Consider the following 24,201-nt stretch of genomic DNA (forward strand, 5'->3'; position numbering starts at 1 on the left):
ATCGGCGTTCGACCCGCGAGGTCATCTCGATCGGCGGCCGGTTCGGCCTCCGACAGGTTCCGGGCGCAGAGGACGTCCGCCGCGGCGGCGCCCGCCGCCGCGGGCCGCTGCGCGATCCCCCGGTTGACCCCGGTCGATCCTTCGACAGGCTCAGGATGAGGACCCGCGGAGAGCCCCAGGCGACAACCGGCTCGGCAACCGGATCTTCGCTGCCTCAGAGGCCATCCTCGATCATCGCTGCGATGCCTGAAACAGGCGCGTCGTGCCCATCGGGCTGCGCACCTAGGTCCATGAGTGCCGATCAGTGTGAGTTGATGTAAGCCATCGTCACGGGCTCTGATGTCCGAGCGTGCCAGCTTCGCCCGACGCGCTGATCCGGTTGCAGATCGCGCCGCCTCCGTCCTCCGAGCCATCGGTCTTGGGGACCGTGCTCAGGCGCGGCTCGGAAGCGGCTTCGATCCCGGAAGCGGAGCCGATGCCTGTCCGCTTCAGCGTCGAGATCACGTTTTCCGACCGCGGGCCGCGCATCCTTCGTCAGGACGCCCGGGATCGCGACGCGGAAGCCCCTGGTTTCCGCCGACCTGATCGGTCATGGAGGAGGGCCTCAAGGCTTGGCGCGTCTCACGAAACGACGCGCGCGTCCTCGCTTCCGCTCGCGCTGAGGTCGTCTCATGAGAAACTCTCAGGCGGAACGGTCCTGCGATGGGTGATTCGAGCCGAAACGCGGGACAGGAACGCGGCTGGAGCCTTTCGGCGGCGGCGGCGGGAGACGGCGTACGCCTGGAACTCGGGCTGCCCGATCTCGGGGGCGAGACCGTGACCGCCATTCTGAGCCTGAGCCGGGCCGAGGCCCGCGCCTTCGCCCGGGCCCTGCTCGCCGCGGCGGGCGACGCGGCGGAGCGGAGCTTTCCAAGACCGCCCGAGACGTGACGATCAGCGGAAGGCGGCGCCCGGACCGCCGCGTCCCGGCAACCGCGGCACCTTGGTGCCCCGCTTCTCGATCGGCCCGCCGCAGGTATATACGAACTCGCTCTGAAGATCGGTGAAGACCGTCTCACCGGTGATCCTGCAATCCTCGCGCACGGTCTCGTCGAGGTAGGTCCGCGCCGCGAGGCGGAAGCGGGTCACCCGCGTCTCGCCGGGATCGCGGTCGGCGTAGCGGTCCCCGATGCCGCAGCCGGTGACCTCGCGAACCGCGTTGGACACGATCAGCAGCCGACGCTGCTGGCGCTGATCGTAGACCTCGTACGGGTCGTTGCAGCCGATCGTCACCACCTGCGGCCTCAGGCTGACGTAGGTCTTGGAGATGTAGGAGAACCCGGTGCAACCGGAGACGCCGAGGGCGACCCCGAGGGCGACGGCGAACGCCGGCCGCTGCATATCCGCCTCCCACGCATGAGCCCGACGCCGTCCCGCTGGGAGCATTGAAACCGCCACGCTTGCCCGGTCAAGCGCTCCGAGGACACAGGTGCCGGCTCATGACGGTCCATCGCTCCCTCGCGCGTCGACGGATCGAACGGTTCGGCGCCCGCGGAGGGCCGCGCCCTACTCCGCGGCCGCCGCGAGGTACCGCACCGGGTCGTAGTTCAGGATCGGTCCGAGCCAGCGCTCCACGGCCTGCACGTCCATGCCTTTGCGCGCCGCGTAGTCCTCGACCTGATCGCGCTCCACCTTGGCGACGCCGAAGTAGTGCGCTTGTCGGTGGGCGAGGTAGAGGCCGGAGACCGAGGAGCCCGGCCACATCGCGTAGGACTCGGTGAGCTTCACGCCGATGCGGCGCTCGGCCTGCAACAGGTCGAATAGCGTGACCTTCTCGGTGTGATCGGGCTGCGACGGGTAGCCCGGCGCCGGGCGGATGCCGTCGTATTCCTCGCGCTGGAGGTCTTCGGGCGAGAAGGTCTCGTCGGGCGCGTAACCCCAGAACTCGCGGCGGACGCGCTCGTGCATGCGCTCGGCGAAGGCCTCGGCGATGCGGTCGGCGAGCGCCTTGACCAGGATCGAGCGGTAATCGTCGTTGGCCCGCTCGAAGCGCTCACTGATACGGACCTCCTCCAGCCCGGCGGTGACGACGAAGCCGCCGACGTAGTCACGGATGCCGCTCTCGGCCGGCGCCACGAAGTCGGACAGGCAGGTGTTCGGCCGCCCGTCGCGCTTCGAGAGCTGCTGGCGCAGGCCGTGGAAGGTCGCGAGTTTTTCGGAGCGGCTCTCGCCCGTGTAGAGGCGGATATCGTCACCGACGCTGTTGGCCGGCCAGAACCCCAGGATCGCCTTGGGGTTGAACCAGCGCTCGGCGACGATCTGCTTGAGCATCCCCTGCGCGTCGTCGAACAGGGCCTTGGCCGCCGGCCCCTGGTTCGGGTCCTCGAAGATCGCGGGATACCGGCCCTTGAACTCGTAGGTCTGGAGGAACGGCGTCCAGTCGATGTAGGGCACGAGGTCGGCGACCTCGTAGGAGCCGTAAGTCCGCGTGCCGGTGAAGGACGGCTTCTTCGGTGCGTAGCCCGACCAGTCGATCTTGAAGGCGTTGGCGCGGGCCTTGGCGAGCGGCAGCCGCTGCTTGTCGAGCTCCGAGCGGGCGTGCGCGTCGGCGACCTTGCGGTACTCGGCCTGCACCGTCTCGATGACGCCGCCGCGGGTCTCCTGCGAGATCAGGCTCGACACCACCCCGACCGCGCGGCTCGCATCGGTGACGTAGATCGCCTGTCCGCGATCGTAGGCGGGGTGGATCTTCACGGCCGTGTGGACGCGGCTCGTGGTGGCGCCGCCGATCAGGAGCGGCACGGAGAAGCCCTCGCGCTCCATCTCGGCGGCGACGTGCACCATCTCGTCGAGGGAGGGCGTGATCAGGCCGGACAGGCCGACGATGTCAACGTTCTCGCGGCGCGCCACGTCCAGGATCCGGGCGGCCGGCACCATCACGCCGAGGTCGATAATCTCGTAGTTGTTGCAGGCCAGCACGACGCCGACGATGTTCTTGCCGATGTCGTGGACATCGCCCTTCACGGTGGCCATCAGCACCTTGCCGGCCGCGCGCCGCTTGCCGTCGCCGCCGTTGGCGAGCTTTTCCGCCTCCATGTACGGTTCGAGGTAGGCCACCGCCTGCTTCATCACGCGGGCGGACTTGACCACCTGCGGCAGGAACATCTTGCCGGAACCGAACAGGTCGCCGACGACGTTCATGCCGGCCATCAGCGGGCCCTCGATGACGTGGAGCGGGCGCGCAACGCCCTGGCGCGCCTCCTCGGTGTCGGCGAGGATGTATTCCGTGATGCCGTTGACGAGCGCGTGCTCGATGCGCTTCTCGACGCTTGCTTCCCGCCACGTCAGGTCGGCGGTCCTGGCCTGGGCCGAGGCACCGCTCTTGAAGCGCTCGGCCGCCTCCAGCAGCCGGTCCGTCGAGTCGTCGCGCCGATTGAGGACCACGTCCTCGCACAGATCGCGTAAGTCCGCGGGCAGTTGGTCGTAGACCGCGAGCTGGCCCGCGTTGACGATGCCCATGTCCATGCCGACACGGATCGCGTGGTACAGGAACACCGCGTGCATCGCCTCGCGCACCGGCTCGTTGCCGCGGAAGGCGAAGCTGAGGTTCGAGATGCCGCCCGAGATGTGGGCGTGGGGCAGGGTCTCGCGGATGATCCGGGTCGCCTCGATGAAGGCGACGCCGTAGCCGTTGTGCTCCTCGATGCCGGTGGCCACCGCGAACACGTTCGGATCGAAGATGATGTCTTCGGGCGGGAAGCCGATCTCCTCGGTGAGCACCGTGTAGGCTCGTGCGCAGATCTCGACCTTGCGCTCCAGGGTATCGGCCTGTCCCTGCTCGTCGAAGGCCATGACGACCACCGCCGCGCCGTAGGAGCGGCAGACTTTGGCGTCGGCAATGAACTTCTCGACCCCCTCCTTCATCGAGATCGAGTTCACGATGGCCTTGCCCTGGATGCACTTCAGGCCGGCCTCGATGACGTGGAATTTCGAGGAATCCACCATCACCGGCACGCGGGCGATGTCGGGCTCGGCCGCGACGAGGTTGAGGAACTCGACCATCGCCTTCTCGGAGTCGAGCAGGCCCTCGTCCATGTTGACGTCGATGATGGTCGCGCCCGCCGCGACCTGATCGCGGGCGACATCGAGCGCGGCGGCGTAGTCGCCCGCCGTGATCAGCTTGCGGAACTTGGCCGAGCCGGTGACGTTCGTGCGCTCGCCGACGTTCACGAAGGGGATCTCCTTCGTCAGCGTGAACGGCTCCAGGCCCGACAGCCGCATCAGCGGCGCGATCTCGGGGATTTTTCGCGGGCTCTTGCCGGCGACTGCCTCGGAGATCGCGCGGATATGGTCCGGCGTGGTGCCGCAGCAGCCGCCGACCATGTTGACGATGCCGCCGTCCGCGAACTCGGCGACGAGCTTCGCCATCGCCTCCGGGCTCTCGTCGTAGAGGCCGAACTCGTTGGGCAGCCCCGCATTCGGGTAGGCGCAGACCAGGGTGTCGCACACGCGGCTCAGTTCGGAGATGTGACCGCGCATCTCGCGGGCGCCGAGGGCGCAGTTCAGGCCGAAGGTCAGCGGATCGGAGTGCCGGAGCGCGTTCCAGAACGCCTCCGGCGTCTGGCCCGAGAGCGTGCGCCCGGACAGGTCGGTGATCGTGCCGGAGATCTGGATCGGCAGCCTGACCCCGCGCTCGTCGAACACCTGCCACGTGGCGGCGACCGCGGCCTTGGCGTTCAGGGTGTCGAAGATCGTCTCGATCAGGATCAGCTCGGCGCCGCCGTCCATCAGGCCGCGGACCTGCTCGGCGTAGGCCTGCTTGACCTGATCGAAGGTCACGGCCCGGTAGCCGGGGTTGTTCACGTCCGGCGAGATCGACAGCGTGCGGTTGGTCGGGCCGACGGCGCCGGCCACGAACCGGCGGCGGCCGTCTCGGCGCTCGGCGAGCGCCGCCGCCTCGCGGGCGAGCCGTGCGCCCTCGCTGTTCAGGTCGTGGATGATCGATTCCATGCCGTAATCGGCCTGGGCGATCGTGGTGCCGGAGAACGTGTTGGTCTCAGCCACGTCGGCGCCGGCGAGGAAGTAGTCGAGGTGGATCTGCCGGATCGCGTCGGGTTGCGTCAGGATCAGGAGGTCGTTGTTGCCCTTCTGGTCGTGGCCGTGGTCCTTGAAGCGCTCCCCGCGGAAGTCGGCCTCGCCGTAGCCGAGCCGCTGGATCACCGTGCCCATCGCCCCGTCGAGGACGAGGATTTTTTCAGCCGCACGCTGGCGGAGCGCGGCTTCGATCTCGGTGCCGTCGACGGGGCGGAGTTCGGTCATGACGTCGACTTTCCAAGTGATGGCCGGTTCTGATCCGGCCCCAGCGATGTGGTATCTTTCCGGCCTGTCGACCGGTCGAGACGGATCGGGAGCGTGTTTCGAGTGCCGCCAAGCGCTACTCGATCACTTCGAGACGCTCCTCGACTTCAGCGGCGGCGTAGCGCCCGAGCACCGACTCGCCGTTGATCGCCTCTCGCATGTTCGCAAGACGACCTTCCATGCGTTCAAGACGCCCATTGACGCCTTCAAACTGCCGCTCCGTACTCCTGCCAAGATCTTTGATCTCGGACCGGATCTCACGCAGCAGCGGCAGGATCATGTCTTGCGGACCAGCCATCGGAGCGCTCCTCGATACACCTGTGATTCAGGCCGCCTTGGCCGCGACCACCTTCGGCACCTGCGCGCGCAGGCCCAGAAGGTGGCAGATCGCGTAGACCAGATCCGAGCGGTTCATCGAGTAGAAGTGGAAGTCGTTGACGCCCTCGTCGACCAAGTCGAGCACCTGCTCGGCCGCGACCGCAGCGGCCACGAGCCGGCGGGTCTCCACGTCGTGCTCCAGGCCCTCGAAGCGGGCGGCGAGCCAGTACGGCACCGAGGCGCCGGTGCGGCGGGCGAAGTTGGCCGCCTGCTTGAAGTTCTGCACCGGCAGGATGCCCGGGATGATCGGGATGTCGATGCCGGCAGCCCGCACCTTGTCGACGTAGCGCAGGTACACGTCGTTCTCGAAGAAGAACTGCGTGATCGCCTGATCGGCGCCGGCATCGACCTTGGCCTTCAGGGCGTCGATGTCGGCGGACAGCGAGCCGGCCTCGGGGTGCTTTTCCGGGTAGGCCGAGACCGAGACCTTGAAGTCGCCGATGCGCTTGATCCCGGCCACGAGGTCCGAGGTCTGGGCGTAGCCGCCGGGATGGGCCCGGTAGGCGTTGCCGGCGCCCTCGGCCGGGTCGCCGCGCAGCGCCACGATGTGACGCACGCCCGCATCCCAGTAGGACTGCACCACCGCATCGATCTCCTCGCGGGTGGCATCGACGCAGGTGAGATGGGCGGCGGGCTTGAGGCCGGTCTCGCTCACCATGCGCGCGACGGTGTTGTGGGTGCGCTCGCGGGTCGAGCCGCCGGCGCCGTAGGTCACGGACACGAATTTCGGGCCGAGCGGCGCGAGGCGCTCGATCGAGGACCACAGGATGCGCTCCATCTCATCGGTCTTGGGCGGGAAGAACTCGATCGAGACGCGGATCGGGTGGTAGCCGTCGCGGCTGGCGCGGTGTCGGAAGGCGCTGGGCATCGGTTTCGTCCTCTTGCAGTCGCTCGCAAACGATGTCTCGTCGGTTCAAGCCGGTGCGGGCCGCTTAGGCGACGGCACGCACGGCGGAGTCGGTCTCGGTCGCCGCGCGCTTGTCGGCGGCGAGCCACAGGGTCACGGTGAGCTGCCCGCGGTCGGTGGGGCTCAGGTCGCGGGTCTCGATCGTGTCGAGGCCGGCCTCGTCGAGCCAGCCCGCGATCTGCTCGGCGGCGAAGCCCAGCCTGCGATGGGCCTGCGCCTCGCGCAGGAACTCGAGGTCGTGGGGCGCGAAGTCGACCACCAGCATCCGGCCGCCCGGCGCCACGAGGCGGGCGGCCTCCCGCAAGGCACGAGCCGGGTCGTCGAGGTAGTGCAGCACCTGATGCACCACGACGAGGTCGAAGCTGCCGCGGGGAAACGGCGGCGCGTGGATGTCGCCCTGACGCAGGTCGACCCGCGACAGGCCCATCCGCTCCAGGTTCGCCCGGGCCACCGACAGCATGGCGTGGCTCGAATCGAGGCCGGTGGCCCGAGAGGCCAGGGGCGCGAGCAGGCCCAGCATCCGCCCCGTGCCGGTGCCGAGGTCGACCAGGCCGCGGACCGGCCGATCCCCGAGCGCGGCCAGGACCGCGGCCTCGACGGTCGCCTCCGGCACGTGCAGCGAGCGCAGCCGGTCCCATTTCGGGGCCAGCCGCGCAAAGAAGGTCTTGGCCGTCTCCGCCCGCTGCGTCCGCACGGCGTCGAGGCGGGCGCGGTCCTCGGAGAGCGGCGCGCTGCCGCGCTCCAGGCCGGCGATCAGCGGATCGACGAGGCCGGCGCGTCCTTCGGCGAGGCGGAAGAACGCCCACGCGCCCTCGCGGTGGCGCTCGATCAGGCCGGCCTCGACCAGGAGCTTGAGGTGGCGCGAGATCCGCGGCTGGGACTGGCCGAGGATGTCGGTGAGGTCGGAGACCGACAGCTCGCCCTCGAACAGCAGGGCCAGGATGCGCAGGCGCGTCTCCTCCGCCGCCGCCCGGAGGACGCCGAGGGCGTTCGGGAACGAGACCGTGGCCGTCGTGCCGGTGCGATCGATAGACATAAAGATATGTTTATGTCCGTTTTCCGCCGATGGCAAGCGCCTTTCGGACAGCGCATACACTGCTCAGTCACTGCGTCGGGACCATGGCCGGAACCGGGGGAACGCGGCATGCTGCCGGGGCGAACGCGACAGCGGGCGGAACCATGGATAAGACCGGCATCCTCCTCGACCGGCTCGGCATCGCCCATCCGATCGTCCAGGCGCCGATGATCGGGCCGAAGCCGGCGCTCGCCGCCGCCGTGTCGGCGGCGGGCGGCCTCGGATCGCTCGGCTGTGCCGCCTCGAGCCGGGATCAGGTCCGGGCGGACGCGGAAACGATCCGCGCGCGGACGGACCGGCCGTTCAACCTCAACTTCTTCGCGCACAGGCGGCCGCCCCCGGACGCGGAGCGCGAGGCGGGATGGCGCCGGCGTCTGGCGCGCTACGATGCCGAATTCGATCTCGATCCGGATACGCAGGTGGCGGTGGCCGAGCGCGCGCCGTTCGATGCGGCGATGGCCGGCCTCGTGGCCGAACTCCGGCCGGCGGTCGCGAGCTTCCACTTCGGCCTGCCGGACGAAGCGCTGCTCGCGCCGGTCCGGGCGGCCGGTTGCGCGATCCTCGCCTCGGCGACCACGGTGCGCGAGGCGCGCTGGCTCGCCGAGCGCGGCGTCGACGCGATCATCGCGCAGGGGGCGGAGGCCGGCGGCCACCGCAGCATGTTCCTGACCGAGGACGTCGCGGGTCAGATCGGCACCTTCGCGCTGGTGCCTCAGGTGGCCGATGCCGTGGACCTGCCGGTGATCGCGGCCGGCGGCATCGCTGACGGCCGCGGCGTCGCCGCGGCACTGATGCTCGGTGCGGCCGCGGTGCAGGTCGGCACCGCCTACCTGCTCTGCCCGGAGGCGGGCATCTCGGCCCTGCACCGGGCGGCGCTCCTGGCCGCCGGGGACGAGGACACGGCGCTGACCAACGTCTTCACCGGACGGCCCGCGCGGGGACTCAGGAACCGTGCCCTGCGCGAGCTGGGCCCGCTGAGCGCCGACGCGCCGGCCTTCCCCCGGGCGGCGGCAGCGCTTCAACCGTTGCGCGCGGCGGCGGAGGCCCGCGGGTCGGCCGACTTCACGCCGCTCTGGTCGGGACAGGCCGCCGCGCTGGCGCGCGAGACCGGCGCCGCCGACCTCACCGCCGCGCTGGCGCGGGCCGCAGCGCAGACGCTCGGCATGCAGCCTTGAGCCGTGCCCGATCCCGTCGGATCGGGTCAAGTCTCGAAGTCCTTGCTGTGTCGCGCTCCCTGACGACGAACCGGCGTCCACGTCGTCGGAGAGGGCTCTAAGCCGACTTCCACAGCCACGCGGCGCCGCGCACGCCCGAGGCGTCGCCGTGCAGGCTCGCGCGGATCGGCGTGTCGAAGCGGTCCGTGAACACGTGCGGGGCGGTCGTGGGCGGCAGGCCGGCGAACAGTTCGGGCACGCGCGACAGGCCGCCGCCGATGACGATCACGTCCGGGTCGAGGATGTTGACGACGTGCGCGACGCTGCGCCCGAGACGATCGAGGAAGGCGGTGAAGGTCGCGCGCGCCTCCGCGTCGCCCGCCCGCATCGCCGCGACGATCGCCTCGCCCGACAGGGGCCGGCCGGTGCGCCGGGCGTGGTCGGCGGCAAGCGCCGGCCCCGAGACCCAGCGCTCGATGCAGCCGGTGCGCCCGCAGTAGCAGGCCGGCCCCGGACGCTCGTCGTCGCGCGGGGCCGGCAGGGGGTTGTGGCCCCACTCCCCGGCGATCCGCCCCCGGCCCGCGATCGAGCAGCCCCGCATTGCGATGCCGGAGCCGACCCCGGTGCCGAGGATCACCGCCCAGACCAGGGGAGCGCCGGCGGCCGCACCGTCGACGGCCTCGGAGACGGCGAGGCAGTTGGCATCGTTCTCGACGCGGATCGGGCGACCGAGCGTCCGTTCGAGGTCGGCCGCGAAGGCCCTCCCGTTCAACCACGTCGAGTTGGCGTTCTTGACGAGGCCGGTCCCGGGCGAGATCGCGCCCGGCATGCCGATGCCGACGCTGCATCGTCCGCCGGCCGTCTCCTCCAACAGGGTCGCCAAGTCGGCGATCGCGCGGAGGGTGCCGGCATAGTCGCCCCGCGGCGTCGGCACCCGGCCCTGGCTCAGCACGGCTCCGCCGGCATCGAGGACGATGCCGGCGATCTTGGTGCCGCCGAGATCGATGCCGAGGCGAAGGGGCGCCCCGGCCGCCGGCAACATCACTCCGCCGCGGCGACCGTGGGTGCGGAGGAGCCGCCCGCGCGCATCGGCTCGGGCGTGTCGTCGGAGATGAGCGTGCCGATCGAGACCGGGTTCGCCATCACCTGATTGAGCTTGGCCACGTCGAGCTCGCCCTCCCAGCGGCTGACGACGACGCAGGCGACGCCGTTGCCGACGAGGTTGGTCAGCGCGCGACACTCGGACATGAACTTGTCGATGCCGAGCACCAGCGTCATCGCCGCCACCGGGACCGGGCTGTCCGGGATGGCCTGAAGCGTCGCCGCGAGCGTGATGAAGCCGGCACCGGTGACGCCCGAGGCACCCTTCGAGGTCAGCATCGCCACGATCAGGATCGTCGCGTACTGCGCGAAGGTCAGCTCGACCCCGATCGCCTGCGCCAGGAACAGCGTCGCCAGCGTCATGTAGATGTTGGTGCCGTCGAGGTTGAACGAGTAGCCGGTCGGGACGACGAGGCCGACGACCGAGTCCGAGGCGCCGAGGCGGCGCATCTTGGTCATCATGTGCGGCAGCACGGTCTCCGACGACGAGGTGCCGAGCACGATCAGCAGCTCGTCCTTGATGTAGGCGAGGAAGCGGAAGATCGAGAAGCCGGCAACCCGCGCGATCGCACCGAGCACCACGACGACGAACAGGATCGAGGTGACGTAGAAGGTGCCGACCAGCCACGCGAGATCGTAGACCTTGCCGATGCCGTACTCGCCGATGGTGTAGGCCATCGCGCCGAAGGCGCCGATGGGGGCGAGCTTCACGATCAGCCCGATGATGCGGAAGAAGACCTGTCCCGCCGTGTCGATGGCGCGGTTGATGCCGGCGGCGCGCTCGCCCATGCCGGTGACGACGACGCCGGTGAGGATCGAGACCAGCAGCACCTGGAGCAGGTCGCCGCTGGCGAAGGCGTCGAAGAAGCTCTTCGGGATCAGCCCCAGGATGTGGGCGACGGTCGAATCGGCGGCGGCCTTGCTCGCGTAGGTCGCGACCTTGCTGGCGTCGAGCTTGGTCGGGTCGGCGTTGAAGCCGGCACCGGGCCGGACCACCTCGCCGACGAGGACGCCGATCAGCAGCGCGAGGGTGGAGACCACCTCGAAGTAGAACAGCGCCTTCAGCCCGACGCGACCGACCTTCCTGAGGTCGCCGATCGAGGCGATGCCGTGGACGATGGTGCAAAAGATGATCGGAGCGATCATCATCTTGATCAGCGCGATGAAGGCGTCGCCGAGCCACTTCATTGACTTGCCGATGGCCGGATCGAAGAAGCCCAGGGCCACGCCGAGCAGGATCGCGATCAGAACCTGGATGTAGAGCATCTTGTACCAGGGCTCGTGGGCGGCAGCCTTCGCCGCAACGCCCATGCTCGTCGCATTCTGCATCGCTTGCGCCATGATTTCACCCGTGCACGTTCCGTGCACCCTCCCGTTGCGCCGGAGGCTAACGGCGTTGCGTCCGCGATTCAACGGCGCGTCAGTATTCCGACCCGGCAAAACAGTGACAAAAACCTGTCAATTCTTGGGCATGCACCTTTGCAGGGCACGCGTCACCCGGCACTCAGGTCATCGCGGTCGAATCGAACGCGACGCCGGACATCTCCGTCCCTCGACCGCCGTCGTCACTCGCCGGAGCCCCGCCGTGCCCCTCGCCCCAGCCGCCCGTACCGCCGTGCTCGGCGGACTGTTCTGCCTCGCCCTCAACGCACCGGCGCTGGCCGGGATCGTGGCCCAGATCGATCAGTCGCGCCAGCGCATGCGCGTTTTCGTGAACGGCACGCTGTCGCACGAATGGCCGGTCTCGACCGCGCGCCGGGGCTACGTCACGCCGAACGGCTCCTACCGGGTCGGCCTCATGGCACCGATGTGGCGCTCGCACAAGTATCATAACTCGCCGATGCCGCACGCGATGTTCTTCCGCGGCGGCTACGCCATCCACGGCACCTACGCCGTCGGGCAACTCGGAAACCGCGCGAGCCACGGCTGCATCCGGCTCAGTCCCGGCAACGCCAGCCGGCTGTTCAGCCTCACGCGCAGCCACGGCGGTGCGAGCGTCGTGATCCGCAACTGAGAGGCGTCACGAAACGCCCGACGCATCGTCGTCGCCCGCGTGAGGGGACGCGGTGGACCGGGCCTCTCGTGCGGCGCTCCGGGTCCTTGACCGGCAGACGCGGAGAGGGCGACCGCGACCGGTGGCCTCGGCGGATCAGGTCTGCTGCGTACGGCGCGGGCGCACGGTCCAGCGCTCGAACGTCGAGGCCGGGTCCTCGGCCTCCGCCGCCGGCTCGTGCGGCTGATGGATGGCGGCGCCGAGGGCCTGGGACAGGCTCTCGATCACGTCGTCGATGCGAGCGTCGGGCAGCGGTGCCTCCGCGGCCGGCTCGGGCTCGGGCTCCTGGACCGCGGCGGGCTCGGGCGGAGCCGCTTCGGGTTCGGCCGTTTCGACGGGCTCCGCCTCAACGGCGGGCGCCACGATCACGGCGGCCGCGGCCACGGGGGCCGCCGGCGCACCGGCCCCGGTGATCCGGCGGAGCGCATCCACGACGCCGTCCTTGTCGGCGGGCTTCTCGCCCGAGCGGACCGCGGCGCCGTAGCGGCCGAAGCCGAAGCGCGGCTCGATCAGATCGAGCACGGCATCGAGCGCGGCGTTGCTCAGCCCGATCTCGCCCGGTGCGGGCGTGCCCTGAAGCGCGAGGGCGTGACGTTCGTAGGCCGCGTCGTCGCTGACCTCGGGCCCGAACCAGGCCGGAGCGGAGAAGCCCGCGGCGTCGCCCTCGTTGTCGAAGCCGACGCTGATCAGATCGAGGCTGCCCGGGCTGACGTAGCGGTCGATCAGGGCCTCGCGGCCGCCGAGCGTCACCGCCGTGCGGTCGTAGGCGGCCCTGCCCGCGCAGACGTCGAGAAGGGCATCGCCGTGAGCCCGCGGCACGTCGGTGCGCTCCTCGGCCGAGACGCCCTGGGCATCCTTGGTGATGAGGATAAGATGGCATTGCTGCCCGTCGACGCGGACGAACGAGGTTCTGCCGCCCTGCGGCGCGAAGTAGCCCTCGGTGATCCGGGCGCCGCCGCGCTCCTTGCGGATCAGACGCACCAGGGCCGGTGACACGAGAAACCGCCGGACGACGCTCATACGCAAACCTCCGCCTTGGGATGTCCCACGGTGCGGAGACCGAAGGACGCGCAAGCCATTCTCCTCTGCCGGCGCCGCGGCACGGACGGAGACATCTCAAGGTCCGACGAGACGCTTCGCCGAAACCCGGGTTTAAGTCTTCGCCTCGTGCCGTGTTGTCATGGGCCGGCAGAGCCTTCGCGGCCTATCGGCCTCAAGGGACTAAGCAAAAAGACGCCGAAATCAAGACCGGAACGCGTGGAAAACCTTGTCGATCCGGCGCCATCCCGCCTCAAACGGCCTCGGAGCCGGAACTCTTCGGCGTGAATGCGAGGGCCGCGCCGTTCATGCAGTAGCGCAGGCCGGTCGGGGCCGGGCCGTCGTCGAACACGTGGCCGAGGTGGCCCTTGCACCGGGCGCAGTGGGCCTCGGTGCGGACCATCCAGTGGCTGCGGTCGACCTGGGTCTCGACGGCGCCGGGCAGCGGCTCGAAGAAGCTCGGCCAGCCGGTGCCGGATTCGAACTTCGTCCCGGTGACGAAGAGCGGCGTGCCGCAGCCGGCGCAGGCGTAGGTGCCGGCGCGCTTCTCGGCGAGCAGGCAGCTCGTCCCGGCGCGCTCGGTGCCGTGCTCGCGCAGAACCCGGTACTGCTCCGGGGTGAGGACCGCCCGCCACTCGGCCTCGCTGCGGGCCTCCGGCGTCATCGTCGCCGCGTCCGATTCGGTCATGGAATCCTCCAATCGTTGCATGGCTTTATATGGGTGCGCCGGCCGCGCCGCGCGAGGTGGTCAGGCGGCCGCGCCCACCGTATCGGCCATGCGCGCGGCGCGGGCTCCCATGGGCCGGGCCGGGCCGGTCGTCGTGTCCTGCCCGGTCTGGTGCTCGATCTCTGCGTTGATCTCGCCCCCCAAGAGCACGATCGTCGACGAGATCCAGATCCAGGTCATGAAGCCGATCACCGCGCCGAGCGACCCGTAGGTCTCGTTGTAGTTGCCGAAGCTCGACACGTACCAGGAGAACAGCAGCGAGGCCACGAGCCAGAGCAGGCCGGCCACCGCGCTGCCGACGCCGACCCAGCGCCAGCGCGCCCGCTCGCGGCTCGGGCCGTAGCGGTAGAGCAGCGACAGCCCGCCGAGCAGCACGACGACGAGCGCCGGCCAGCGCAGGGCCGCGATCAGCCACGCGCCGCCGCCGATCCCGATGAAGTTGAACACCACCGGCAGCACCACGATCGCGACCAGCGCCAGGATCACGAACACCAGGGCGCCGATGGTGAAGGTCAGCGAGCGCAGGTTGAGCATGACGAAGCTGCGCTTCTCGTCCTCCTCGTAGACGACGTTCAGCGCGTCGAACATCGCCTTCATCGCGGCGTTCGCGCTCCACAGCGACAGCACGAGGCTGGTGAAGAAGGTCAGGCCCAGGGTGCCGCCGCCCTTGGCGGCGATGCGCTTGACCTGATCGCCGATGATGTCGATGGCGCCCGCGGGCAGGACGCCCTGGAGGGTATTGAGGTGGTCGTTGATGACGCCGACATCGGCAAACAGCCCGTAGCAGGAGACGAGCGCCGCGATCGCGGGGAACAGCGACAATAGCGTGTAGAAGGTGACGCCGGCTGCGACCGAGAGGACGCGATCCTTGTTGAACTCCAGAAAGGTGCGGACGGCGACGTCCTTCCAGCCGACGCGGGTGATCCCGGTGGGGCTCGTCGCGGTCCTGCCCCGCTCCGGCTGCGTCGCCGCGACGAATTCTGCCTCGCGGCCGGAATGGGAGCGGGCGCCGCCGTCGTCCCGCCGCTTGGCCGGCGCGCCCGCATCTCCGGCAACGGGATCTGGCCCATCGGCGGCGCGCCTGGGCGCGACCACGAGCGCGATCAGGGCGGAGCCGAGCATCAGGGTCCACAGGACCGAGGCGGAGCCACCGTCGGTGAGCGGAGCGAGCGGGCGGGAAGGCGGGGAGGACATCGCGGGATTCGCAAGCTCTGCGGCCGCGGCTGGTCGCGACGCACGGGGGCTGAAACGTCGGCGCAGGCGCGCCGTTCCGCGCCAGCCTCGCCGAAGCCGCGCCCGCGCGCAAAGGGCCGCCCCTATCCCCGGTACAGGGCCGCGTGGGTCTCGCGCAGAACGTTCTTCTGCACCTTGCCCATGGCGTTGCGGGGCAGATCGTCGGCAAACAGCACGCGCTTGGGGCACTTGAAGCGGGCGAGCCGCCCTGCGAGGTAGGCCAGCACCCCCGCCTCGTCCGGGCCATCGTCCGAGCCCACCACCACCGCGGTGACGCCCTCGCCGAAATCGGCGTGCGGCAGGCCGATGACGGCGGATTCCACGACGCCCGGCATCGCGTCGATCTCGGCCTCGACCTCCTTCGGGTAGACGTTGAAGCCGCCGGTGATGATCAGGTCCTTGCCGCGCCCGACGATGTGGAGGTAGCCGCGGGCATCGACCTTGCCGAGGTCGCCGGTGACGAAGAACCCGTCGGGCCTGAACTCGGCCGCCGTCTTCTCGGGCAGGCGCCAGTACCCCTTGAAGACGTTGGGCCCCTTCACCTCGATCATGCCCACCGCCTCCGGGGCGACCGCGGCGCCGGTGTCGGGATCGACCACGCGCAGCGCCACGTCGGGCAACGGGAAGCCCACCGTGCCCGCCACGCGCTCGCCCGCGTAGGGGTTCGAGGTGCTCATGTTGGTCTCGGTCATGCCGTAGCGCTCGAGGATGGCGTGGCCGGTGCGCGCCCGCCACGCGGCGTGCGTCTCGGGCAGCAGCGGCGCCGAGCCGGAGGTGAACAGGCGCATGCGCGCGGTCGCTGCCTCGGTCAGGCCGGCCTCCTTGAGGAGGCGCGTGTAGAAGGTCGGAACGCCCATCATCGCGCTCGCCCGCGGCATCAGCCTCAGGATCAGCCCGGCATCGAGCTTTGGCAGGAACAGCATGCTGGCGCCGCTCGCGAGCACGGTGTTGACCGCCACGAACAGGCCGTGGGTGTGGAACACCGGCAGCGCGTGGATCAGCACGTCGTCGGGGGTGAAGCGCCAAGCGTCCACGAGCGTGCGGGCGTTCGAGGCGAGGTTGTCGTGGCTCAGCATGGCGCCCTTCGAGCGCCCGGTGGTGCCGGAGGTGTAGAGGATCGCGGCGAGGTCGTCGGGGGTCCGCGCCACGTCGGCGAAGTCGGTGCCGTGTGCGTCCGCGGCCTCGGCCATGGTGCCGTGGCCGGCGGCGTCGAGGGTGAGGACGCCGCAGGTGCCGGCCTTCTCGGCGACCGGCGCCAGCGCCTCGCGCTTGGCGGGATCGCAGACGAACAGGGCGGGCTCGGCATCGTCGAGGAAGTAGGCGACCTCGCCTGCCGTGTAGGCGGTGTTGAGCGGCAGGAACACCGCGCCCGCGCGCAGTGCGGCGAGGTACAGGAACACGATCTCGGCGCTCTTCTCGACCTGGGCCGCCACCCGGTCGCCGGGCTTCACCCCGGCGGCCGTGAGCGCATTCGCGTAGGCTCCGGTGCGCGCCAGCATGTCGGCGTAGGTGCAGCGCCGCCCGTCCGGCGTCTCGATGAGAATCCTGGCCGACGGGTCCGCGGGCAGGGTCTCCCGGACCAGGGCGAAGAAATGGTTCGTCATGACGTCAGCCCAACACGACACGTGGTATCCAGCCGGTGCCTCACGCCTCGGCGAGCACGACCGCGCGCGGCGGCGGCAGGTTGGCCCGCAGTTCGCGCGAGACCGCGCCGGAGGCCGAGACCGTGCCGAGATTGGCGTAGGTCTCGTGGTTCTTCTCGATGGCCGAGAGATCGTAGAGGTAGTTCACCATCAGCCCGAAGGACTGCTTCAGGCCCTTGGCCGAGGTGTCGCCGAGGAAGTTGATCCGCTCCAGCCGCGCGCCGTTGCCGAGATGGAAGCGCGCCACCGGATCAAGCGGGCGGCCGCGCTCGTTCTTGGCGCGCAGGAAGTAGGCGGCGGCTGCCGGCAGCAGCGCCTTGCGCACCGCGTCCGCCTTGGCCTTGTCGGTCGACCACTCGGGATCGTCGAGGAGGCGCAGGACCTCGACGTCCTCGCGGGCGAGTCCCTGCGGCGCATCGGCCCGGCGCTCGCGGTCGAGCCAACGCGCGAAGCCGGGCACCGGCGAGAGGGTGACGAAGGTCTTCAGGGTGGGGATCTCGCGGGCAAGGTCCTCGACCACCTGCTTGATCAGGAAGTTGCCGAAGGTGACGCCGGCCAAGCCCTTCTGGCAGTTCGAGATCGAGTAGAAGATCGCGGTGGTGGCCGCCTTCAGGGCCAGCGGCTCCCGCGCCTGGGACAGGATCGGCGCGATGGCGGGCGCGATGCCCCCCGTCAGCGCGACCTCGACGAAGATCAGAGGCTCGTCGACGAGGGCCGGGTGGAAGAAGGCGAAGCAGCGCCGGTCGGCGGGCTCGATCCGGCGGCGCAGGTCGTCCCAGCCGGCGATCTCGTGGACCGCCTCGTAGCGGATGATCTTCTCGAGGATGTGCGCCGGCGTCGTCCAGTCGACGTGGCGCAGCACCAGGAAGCCGCGGTTGAACCAGGACGCGAACAGGTGCTCGAAGTCGGCGTCCAAGCTGTCGGCGGCGTCGATCAGGACGACTTCGCCCTCCTCGCGCAGCGTCCGGCGCAGGTCGAACAGGTCCCCGCGCATGCGGACGAGGCTCAAGGTCCCGTCCCGGGCGAGGTTGAGGCGGCGGATCAGCTCCTGCGAGCGCGGCTCAGCCGCCTCGTGCAGCGATCCGAGGCGGGCGCGGGTCGGGTCGGCCCGGTAGGCCGCGATCGCCGCGTCGACGGCGGCATGGTCCGCGTCGAACTCGACGGCGATCAGGCGCAGGAAGGCGTGGCGCTCGGGTGCGGCGAGCGTGGCGTAGCGGTCGAGGATCAGCCGGGCCAGCGCGACGCCGGAGGCCTCGCCCCGCCGTGAGATCAGGTCCTCGCACAGCCTGACCAGTTCGGCGGCGTTCGCCCGCGCGGCGAGGTCGCCGCGGCCGAAGCCGATGAGGTCGCGGCCGCGGTCGCTGATCGTCTGGAGCAGGTCGCCGAAGAAAGAGATCGCCGCCATGGAACGCCGTCCGCGCCTCGCTTCGAGCCCGGCGGCCGGTCCGGCCGCGCGTTTCCGCGGCGGTGCCGCTGAATCGACCGTTTAGGGGGTGACGCGACGCGGGACCAGAGGCAAGTGCGGGATGCCCGATGCGCGGCGAACCGAACCCGGGGACGTTGGCCAGACAGCCTCGGCAGACGCGCCTTGCGACGCGGAGCCGCGTCAGCGTCGGTCGTCGTCCATCGCGGCCACGACGGCGCAATCGGCGCGTTCGCGCCAGTCGCCGAGGCCGTACTGGCGGGCGAACTTCAGTTCGGCCGCGCGCCGCGCACGATCCGGATCGCGCGCGCTCTGGATCTCCACCGTCCCGATCGTGAACGGCAGCCCGAGAATCTGCTTGGCGAAATCGACGCGGTAATTCGGCATGCAAGCATCCCTGTTTCCGGTGGGTTCGACGCTGTCCCGGGCACGAAGCGCTGCGGGCGATCCTCTTTGGCCGTATCGGGACCCGAATGCGCCCGATCGCCGAACCAGCGCGCTCGGACGAAGGCTGGCGACACGGGGGACTTGAACAACGATATAGGGAGGCAATGCCGGCAACGGAACCGGGTGCGCCACTCCCACGCGCCCGTGCCCCGCATCCGGCGCCGTTGCCAGGGCCGGCCGCCGCGCCTAGGCGAGGCGCCTGCCCCCAGACCCGAGATCGTCCATGCTCGCGCAGCCGACCTGCTCCGCCGACCCGCAGGCCCGACCGTGAACGGTGGGATCGCGGGACCGCCCGGGCCGGAGCTCACCGCCAGGGCGCGCCTCGGGCTGACGCTGATCGCGGGCGGCGCGGTCGCCAACATCTACTACAACCAGCCCCTGCTCGGGCTGCTGGTCGCCGAGTTCGGGGAGTCCGCGGCCCTCTGGGTGCCGACCGCCAGCCTCATCGGCTACGGCTTCGGCCTCGTCGGCCTCGTGCCGCTGGGCGACGCGCTCTCGCGGCGAACGCTCATCCTCGGCCAGTTGCTGGGCCTGTGCGTCGTGCTGATCGCCGCCGGCCTCAGCCCGAACCTCCCGGCGCTGGCGCTGGCGAGCCTCTTCATCGGCGTCCTCGCCTCCGCCGCGCAGCAGGCGGTCCCGTTCGCGGCCGAACTCGCGCCGGACGCCACGCGGGGGCGCATCGTCGGGCAGGTGATGACCGGACTGCTCTCGGGCATCCTGCTCGCCCGAACCCTCAGCGGCTTCGTGGGCGCCCATCTCGGCTGGCGCGCGGTGTTCCTCGCCGCCGCGGGCGTGGCGCTGGCGATGGTGGGGATCGCAGCCGCGACCCTGCCGCGCACGGTCCGGACCCAGCGCCTGCGCTACCGCGCCCTGATGCTCTCGATCCTGCACCTCGTGCGCACGCAGCCGGTGCTGCGCAGCGCCAGCCTGTCGCAGGCCCTGCTGTTTGCCGCCTTCAACGCCTTCTGGGTGACGCTCGCGCTGCTGGTCGAGGCGGAGCCGTTCGGCCTGTCGGCGGCGGGCGCCGGCCTGTTCGGCGTGATCGGCGTGTGCGGTGCGCTCGTCGCGCCGGTCTCGGGGCGCTTCACCGACGCGCGCGGGGCCCGCCCGGTGGTGATCGGCGGCAGCCTCCTCGTCGTCGCGGCCTTCGCCGTGCTCTGGGCCGGAGGCACGTGGTCGCTCGTGGCGGTCGGCCTCGGCGTCCTCCTGCTCGACATCGGCATCAACGGCGCGCTCATCGCCAACCAGACCCGTGCCTACGCCCTCGTCCCCGGCGCGCGGGGGCGGATCAACACGGCCCTGTTCACGATGATGTTCGTGTTCGGGGCGCTGGGCGCCTATGCCGGATCGCACGCCTTCCTGCTGGCCGGATGGCCGGCCGTCTGCGCCGTGGGAACGACCTTCGCCGGACTCGCGGTGCTCGTGGCGGTGCTGGATCGGCCGTCGCCCGCTACCTGAGGATTCGCGACAGCCGGCACCACTGCGCCCGGTCCGCCGGCAGGCCGAAGCGCAGGCGCGACGGGGCTTCAGCGAACCGCCGGACGTGGATGCCGGCCTCGCCGAGCGACCGGTGCAGGCCGGGCGCATCGGGAAAATCCGCGGTGCGGAACAGGACCGTGCCGCCGACGATGGTTCCGCCCGCGCGGCGGATCATCCGGTCGAGGCGCGCGGCGTCCCGCCCCCGCACGACCGCGGCCTCGGCGCGCCAGGGGGCGTCGTCCAGCGCGGTCCGGCCGATGACGAGCGCGGCCCCCGACACGGCCCAGGGCCCGAGCGCGGCAGCGATCGCCCCGGCGATCTCCGTCCCGGCCACCGCGAAGCCGAGCCTCAGCCCGGCGAGACCGAACGCCTTGCCGAAGGAGCGCAGCACCACGATCCCCGGGCGCAGCCGCGGGCACAGGCTCTCGACGGCCTCCAGGTCGGCGAAGGCCTCGTCGACGACGAGCAGGCCGCCGCGGGCGGACAGCCGCTCGGCGCAGGTCAGCAGCGCCGAGGCGGGCCACGTCCGGCCGTCGGGATTGTTCGGGTTGACGACCACGACCACCCGCGCCGTGCCCGCCTCGGAGAGGTCCGGCACGGTGGAGACCGCGTGGCCGGCCCGCCCCCAGGCAGCCGCGTGCTCGGCGTAGGTCGGCCCGACGACAGCGACGCCGGTCGGCGCGACGAGACGCGGGAGGGTCTCGATCAGGATCTGCGTGCCGGGCGCCGGCACGACGCAATCCGGATCGGCCGCGCCGTAGGCCCGCGCCGCCGCCCGGCGGAGCGCCGCGTGGTCGGCGGCCGCGGGCAGCCGCCGGAACAGGCTGGCCTCCAGCGGCGGGCAGGGATAGGGGACCGGATTGATCCCGGTCGAGAGGTCGATCCACGGCTCGGACGCCTCGGGAAACATCCTGCGCGCGGCGTCGAGGTCGCCGCCGTGGGCGATCGGCACCGCATCCCCCCCGCCGGCCACCCGAAACAGATGCCCTGGACCGCGCTCGCTCATCCGCCCGCCACGCTGGCCCTCCTCGCCCTCGCCCTCGCGGTCGAGGCGGCGGTCGGCTACCCGGACGCGCTCTACAGGGCGCTCGGCCACCCTGTCACCTGGATCGGCCGGCTGATCGCCGCCCTCGACCGGGTCCTGAACCGCGGCGGGGGCGGGGCGCGGCGACTCGGGGGCGTCGTGGCGGTCGCCGTCCTCGTGGCCGTCGCGGGCGGGGCGGGATTGAGCCTGACGCGCCTCTGCGCGCTCGCCGGACCGCTCCCCGCACTCGTTCTCTTGGCGCTCCTGTGCGCCAGCCTGCCGGCGCAGCGAAGCCTTCACCAGCACGTCGCCCGCGTCGTCGCGGGCTTGCGGGACGCGGGCCTGCCGGGCGGGCGCCGGGCGGTGGCGATGATCGTCGGGCGCGATCCCGAGACGCTGGACGAAGCCGGCATCTGCCGCGCCGCGATCGAGAGCCTGGCGGAGAACTTCTCCGACGGGATCGTCGCGCCGGCCTTCTGGATCGGGATCGGCGGCCTGCCGGGGGGGGCGATCTACAAGGCCATCAACACCGCCGACAGCATGATCGGCCACCGCACCCCGCGCCACGCGGCCTTCGGCTGGGCGGCGGCCCGCCTCGACGACGTCGTCAACCTGCCGGCCTCGCGGCTGGCCGCCCTGCTGATCGCCGCCGCAGCACTCCGGCCCGGCGCCTCGGCCGCGGGCGCATGGCGCACGGTGCTGCGCGACGCGCGCCGGCACCGCTCGCCCAACGCCGGCTGGCCGGAGGCGGCGATGGCCGGCGCCCTCGGGCTGCGGCTCGCCGGCCCGCGAATCTACGGCGGCGTCGCGGTCGAGGATGCCTGGATGGGCGACGGGCGGCCCGCGGCCGGTCCCGCCGACGTGGAGCGGGCGCTCGCGGTCTACCGCACGGCGTGCGGGCTGCTCTGGCTCCTCGTCGCATCGACGGCGATCCTGATCGCCGTCGTCTGAGGCACCCGCGTCGGAGGCGCATCCCGTGCTCAGGCGTGGCGGATGCCCTCGGGCGCCGTGCCCGAGGCGTCCGCGACCCGCCGGCTCGCATCCCGTCGCAGGGCCGCCAGCACGACGAACACCATGCAGGCGCCGAGCATCAGGCAGATGGACAGGAACATCATCGGGACGAGGTCGCTGCCGCTGCGGTCGCGGATCATCGGCACCGCGTTCTGGGCGATGAAGCCGCCGAGGTTGCCCACCGAGTTGATCGCCGCAATGCCGGCGGCGGCCGACGCGCCCTTCAGGAAGGTCGGCGGCAGGGACCAGAACACCGGCTGCGCCGAGAAGATGCCGGCGGCGGCCACGCACAGGCAGGCGAACTTGAGGGCCGAGCCCGGCACCACGACGCTCAGCGCGAGCGCAGCGGCGGCGACGAGCCCCGGCCCGACCACGTGCCACGTCTGCTCGGCCGTGCGCGCCGCGTGGCGCGGCACCCACCACAGGGCGAACCCGGTCACGACCCACGGGATGATGTTGATGAACCCGTTGACGGTGTTCGAGACGCCGAAGCTCCGCACCACCGTCGGCAACCAGTAGCTCAGGCCGTAGGCGGCGAGCGGAAAGGCGACGTAGACGGAGGCCAGCATCCACACCCGCCGGTCGAGCAGCGCCGCGAACGGGTTGCCGTGCTCCACCTTGCCGCCGGTGTCGCGCTCGCGCAGCAGGGTGTCGGCCAGCCAGTCGCGACCGGCCCGGTCGAGCCAGGGCGCCGCCTCCGGCCCGTCGGGCAGGGCGCGGAGCACCACCACCGCGAGCACCAGGGCCGGCAGCCCGGTGCTGAGGAAGACCCATTGCCAGCCCTTGAGGCCGAGGGTCCCGTCGAGGTCGAGCAGCGCGCCCCCGACCGCGGCGCCGACGGCGTTGGCCAGCGCGCTCGCGATCATGAACCAGCCGATCATCGCGGCGCGGTGCGCCTGCGGGAACCACAGGGTCAGCACGAACAGCACGCCGGGGAAGAACCCGGCCTCGGCAACCCCCAGCAGGAAGCGCAGGGCGTAGAACATCGCCGTGTTCTGGGTGAAACCGAGGAGCACGGTGACGAGGCCCCAGGTCGCCATGATCCGGGCAAACCACAGCCGCGCGCCGACCCGCTCCAGGATGACGTTGGCCGGCACCTCGCACAGGAAGTAGCCGAGGAAGAACAGCGACGCGCCGAGGCCGTAGACGCTCTCGCTCAAGCCGAGGTCGCCGACCATCTGCAGCTTGGCGTAGGAGATGTTCTGCCGGTCGATGTAGGCGATCAGGTACATCAGCCCGAGCAGCGGCATCAGCCGCCACGTCACCGTCGCGATCGTGCGGCGGGCGAGCGCGTCGTCGGCTGCGGGCGGGTCGAAGGGGAGCGTCTGCGTCGGCGTCATCGGGCGTTCCTCGCATCCCGGCGGTCCCTCGTGGAGACCGCGCTTTGGCGCGAGATTAAGCAGACTTGCGTTGGCAAGCCAACGCTTCGTCCGCTTAGCTTCTTGTTTTATCGCAGGTTTTTGTCGGAAAACCGCGGGGCACTTTTCCGAAGCCTGCTTAGGCCGGGACGGCGCGGCGGCCTATCGGACGCGGCACGAACGCCTCAGCGGCGGCAACTGCCCCAGTACAGAAACCGTCCCGTGTAGCGGTTCCGGCAATAGACCCGCGGGCGAGAGGCGCTGCGGCAGCGGCCCCAGTACAGGAACCGACCGCTGCGCCGGTTGAAGCAGAAGGTCCGTGCCTCCTGAACCAGAGGGTTGCCGGCATTCGTCCCGAACAGTCCGGCGCCGCCGACCGGTGCTGCGCCTGCAAAGCCCTGCATCATCAGGAGAAGGGCACCGCACGCGAACGCGGTCGAAAAGCCCAAGCGCGGCATCGTCATTTCGCTCTCCCCGCGATTGAATGAAGATAAAACTTTTTACGAATGCCGAGACGGTTATTTTCCTGGCCATAAACCGAATCGAATTCTGTTTTCGATCGTATCGCGTCGGCGGGAAAAGGCGACGGCAAAATTCATCTGCTCATGACGGGCTCGGTTCGGGGCGTGATCGAGATCGCCGTGCTGGCGGATGCTAAGCAGACTTGCGTCCGCAGGCCAACGCTTCGTCCGCCTAGATCCTTGTTTTGCCGCAGGTTTTTGTCGGAAAACCGCGGGGCACTTTTCCGAAACCTGCTTAGAGCCTGTTTGAGTCCCTCAGTTGGCCGTCCCCATCTGTGTCGTGTGCAAACAC

At 70.7% G+C, this 24,201-nt stretch carries 22 protein-coding genes; 5 read left to right on the top strand and 17 right to left on the bottom strand.

Annotated features, from left to right (window positions below):
- Positions 1-327: 327 nt before the first annotated feature.
- Entirely contained in the window at positions 328-504 is a 177-nt protein-coding gene (locus ACFE8Y_RS03140) for a hypothetical protein (RefSeq protein WP_375462928.1), read from the bottom strand.
- Between the two features lie 198 nt (positions 505-702).
- Between ACFE8Y_RS03140 and ACFE8Y_RS03145 the strand changes: the two genes are divergently transcribed.
- Complete coding sequence (locus ACFE8Y_RS03145; RefSeq protein ID WP_375462929.1) at positions 703-930, top strand: hypothetical protein; 228 nt, start codon at positions 703-705, stop codon at positions 928-930.
- Between the two features lie 3 nt (positions 931-933).
- Here the strand turns inward: ACFE8Y_RS03145 and ACFE8Y_RS03150 are convergent, their stop codons facing one another.
- The 5 genes from ACFE8Y_RS03150 to ACFE8Y_RS03170 all read right to left on the bottom strand — a co-directional run bounded on the left by ACFE8Y_RS03150 (position 934) and on the right by ACFE8Y_RS03170 (position 7,658).
- Positions 934-1,380: a hypothetical protein gene (locus tag ACFE8Y_RS03150; protein WP_375462930.1), complete on the bottom strand. Its 447-nt coding sequence runs from the start codon at positions 1,378-1,380 to the stop codon at positions 934-936.
- A gap of 165 nt (positions 1,381-1,545) precedes the next feature.
- Positions 1,546-5,298, bottom strand: coding sequence for a methionine synthase (gene metH, locus ACFE8Y_RS03155; RefSeq protein WP_375462931.1), 3,753 nt, complete (start codon positions 5,296-5,298; stop codon positions 1,546-1,548).
- A 115-nt stretch (positions 5,299-5,413) separates the two neighbouring features.
- Complete coding sequence (locus tag ACFE8Y_RS03160; protein WP_375462932.1) at positions 5,414-5,635, bottom strand: hypothetical protein; 222 nt, start codon at positions 5,633-5,635, stop codon at positions 5,414-5,416.
- A gap of 27 nt (positions 5,636-5,662) precedes the next feature.
- On the bottom strand, positions 5,663-6,583 hold the full coding sequence (metF, locus tag ACFE8Y_RS03165; protein ID WP_375462933.1) for a methylenetetrahydrofolate reductase [NAD(P)H]: 921 nt from the start codon (positions 6,581-6,583) through the stop codon (positions 5,663-5,665).
- 64 nt (positions 6,584-6,647) lie between these two features.
- Positions 6,648-7,658, bottom strand: coding sequence for an ArsR/SmtB family transcription factor (locus ACFE8Y_RS03170; RefSeq protein WP_375462934.1), 1,011 nt, complete (start codon positions 7,656-7,658; stop codon positions 6,648-6,650).
- Positions 7,659-7,801: 143 nt separating this feature from the next.
- Between ACFE8Y_RS03170 and ACFE8Y_RS03175 the strand changes: the two genes are divergently transcribed.
- Positions 7,802-8,872, top strand: a complete 1,071-nt coding sequence (locus tag ACFE8Y_RS03175; protein WP_375462935.1) for an NAD(P)H-dependent flavin oxidoreductase — start codon at positions 7,802-7,804, stop codon at positions 8,870-8,872.
- 97 nt (positions 8,873-8,969) lie between these two features.
- Here the strand turns inward: ACFE8Y_RS03175 and ACFE8Y_RS03180 are convergent, their stop codons facing one another.
- Together ACFE8Y_RS03180 and ACFE8Y_RS03185 are read right to left on the bottom strand one after the other, a co-directional pair.
- Positions 8,970-9,893, bottom strand: a complete 924-nt coding sequence (locus ACFE8Y_RS03180; RefSeq protein WP_375462936.1) for an ROK family protein — start codon at positions 9,891-9,893, stop codon at positions 8,970-8,972.
- Positions 9,893-11,263, bottom strand: a complete 1,371-nt coding sequence (locus ACFE8Y_RS03185; protein WP_375462937.1) for a dicarboxylate/amino acid:cation symporter — start codon at positions 11,261-11,263, stop codon at positions 9,893-9,895. The genes ACFE8Y_RS03180 and ACFE8Y_RS03185 overlap by 1 nt, the downstream gene beginning before the upstream one ends.
- A gap of 274 nt (positions 11,264-11,537) precedes the next feature.
- On the opposite strand from ACFE8Y_RS03185, the gene ACFE8Y_RS03190 reads away from it, so the two are divergent.
- Complete coding sequence (locus ACFE8Y_RS03190; RefSeq protein ID WP_375462938.1) at positions 11,538-11,966, top strand: L,D-transpeptidase; 429 nt, start codon at positions 11,538-11,540, stop codon at positions 11,964-11,966.
- A 135-nt stretch (positions 11,967-12,101) separates the two neighbouring features.
- Here ACFE8Y_RS03190 and ACFE8Y_RS03195 read toward each other — a convergent pair whose 3' ends face one another.
- The 6 genes from ACFE8Y_RS03195 to ACFE8Y_RS03220 form a co-directional block, all read right to left on the bottom strand.
- Complete coding sequence (locus ACFE8Y_RS03195; protein WP_375462939.1) at positions 12,102-13,025, bottom strand: hypothetical protein; 924 nt, start codon at positions 13,023-13,025, stop codon at positions 12,102-12,104.
- 271 nt (positions 13,026-13,296) lie between these two features.
- Entirely contained in the window at positions 13,297-13,731 is a 435-nt protein-coding gene (gene msrB, locus ACFE8Y_RS03200) for a peptide-methionine (R)-S-oxide reductase MsrB (RefSeq protein WP_375462940.1), read from the bottom strand.
- Between the two features lie 60 nt (positions 13,732-13,791).
- A complete protein-coding gene (locus ACFE8Y_RS03205) occupies positions 13,792-14,964 on the bottom strand; it encodes a YihY/virulence factor BrkB family protein (protein ID WP_375462941.1) in 1,173 nt (390 codons plus the stop codon).
- Between the two features lie 122 nt (positions 14,965-15,086).
- On the bottom strand, positions 15,087-16,607 hold the full coding sequence (locus ACFE8Y_RS03210; protein WP_375462942.1) for a malonyl-CoA synthase: 1,521 nt from the start codon (positions 16,605-16,607) through the stop codon (positions 15,087-15,089).
- A gap of 40 nt (positions 16,608-16,647) precedes the next feature.
- Positions 16,648-18,051, bottom strand: a complete 1,404-nt coding sequence (locus ACFE8Y_RS03215; RefSeq protein ID WP_375462943.1) for a malonyl-CoA decarboxylase — start codon at positions 18,049-18,051, stop codon at positions 16,648-16,650.
- 201 nt (positions 18,052-18,252) lie between these two features.
- On the bottom strand, positions 18,253-18,456 hold the full coding sequence (locus tag ACFE8Y_RS03220) for a hypothetical protein (RefSeq protein ID WP_375462944.1): 204 nt from the start codon (positions 18,454-18,456) through the stop codon (positions 18,253-18,255).
- Between the two features lie 327 nt (positions 18,457-18,783).
- On the opposite strand from ACFE8Y_RS03220, the gene ACFE8Y_RS03225 reads away from it, so the two are divergent.
- On the top strand, positions 18,784-19,974 hold the full coding sequence (locus tag ACFE8Y_RS03225; RefSeq protein ID WP_375462945.1) for an MFS transporter: 1,191 nt from the start codon (positions 18,784-18,786) through the stop codon (positions 19,972-19,974).
- Here ACFE8Y_RS03225 and cobD read toward each other — a convergent pair.
- Positions 19,967-21,001, bottom strand: coding sequence for a threonine-phosphate decarboxylase CobD (cobD, locus tag ACFE8Y_RS03230; protein ID WP_375462946.1), 1,035 nt, complete (start codon positions 20,999-21,001; stop codon positions 19,967-19,969). The genes ACFE8Y_RS03225 and cobD overlap by 8 nt on opposite strands.
- Between cobD and cbiB the strand changes: the two genes are divergently transcribed.
- On the top strand, positions 20,978-21,970 hold the full coding sequence (cbiB, locus tag ACFE8Y_RS03235) for an adenosylcobinamide-phosphate synthase CbiB (RefSeq protein ID WP_375462947.1): 993 nt from the start codon (positions 20,978-20,980) through the stop codon (positions 21,968-21,970). The two genes, cobD and cbiB, sit on opposite strands and share 24 nt — an antisense overlap.
- Before the next feature lie 29 nt (positions 21,971-21,999).
- On the opposite strand, the gene ACFE8Y_RS03240 is transcribed toward cbiB, so the two are convergent.
- Both ACFE8Y_RS03240 and ACFE8Y_RS03245 read right to left on the bottom strand, forming a co-directional pair.
- Positions 22,000-23,370: an MFS transporter gene (locus ACFE8Y_RS03240; RefSeq protein WP_375462948.1), complete on the bottom strand. Its 1,371-nt coding sequence runs from the start codon at positions 23,368-23,370 to the stop codon at positions 22,000-22,002.
- A gap of 203 nt (positions 23,371-23,573) precedes the next feature.
- Complete coding sequence (locus ACFE8Y_RS03245) at positions 23,574-23,852, bottom strand: hypothetical protein (RefSeq protein ID WP_375462949.1); 279 nt, start codon at positions 23,850-23,852, stop codon at positions 23,574-23,576.
- Positions 23,853-24,201 lie beyond the last annotated feature (349 nt).

Origin of the sequence: uncultured Methylobacterium sp. (genome assembly GCF_964242245.1) — a bacterium.
Lineage (GTDB): Bacteria > Pseudomonadota > Alphaproteobacteria > Rhizobiales > Beijerinckiaceae > Methylobacterium.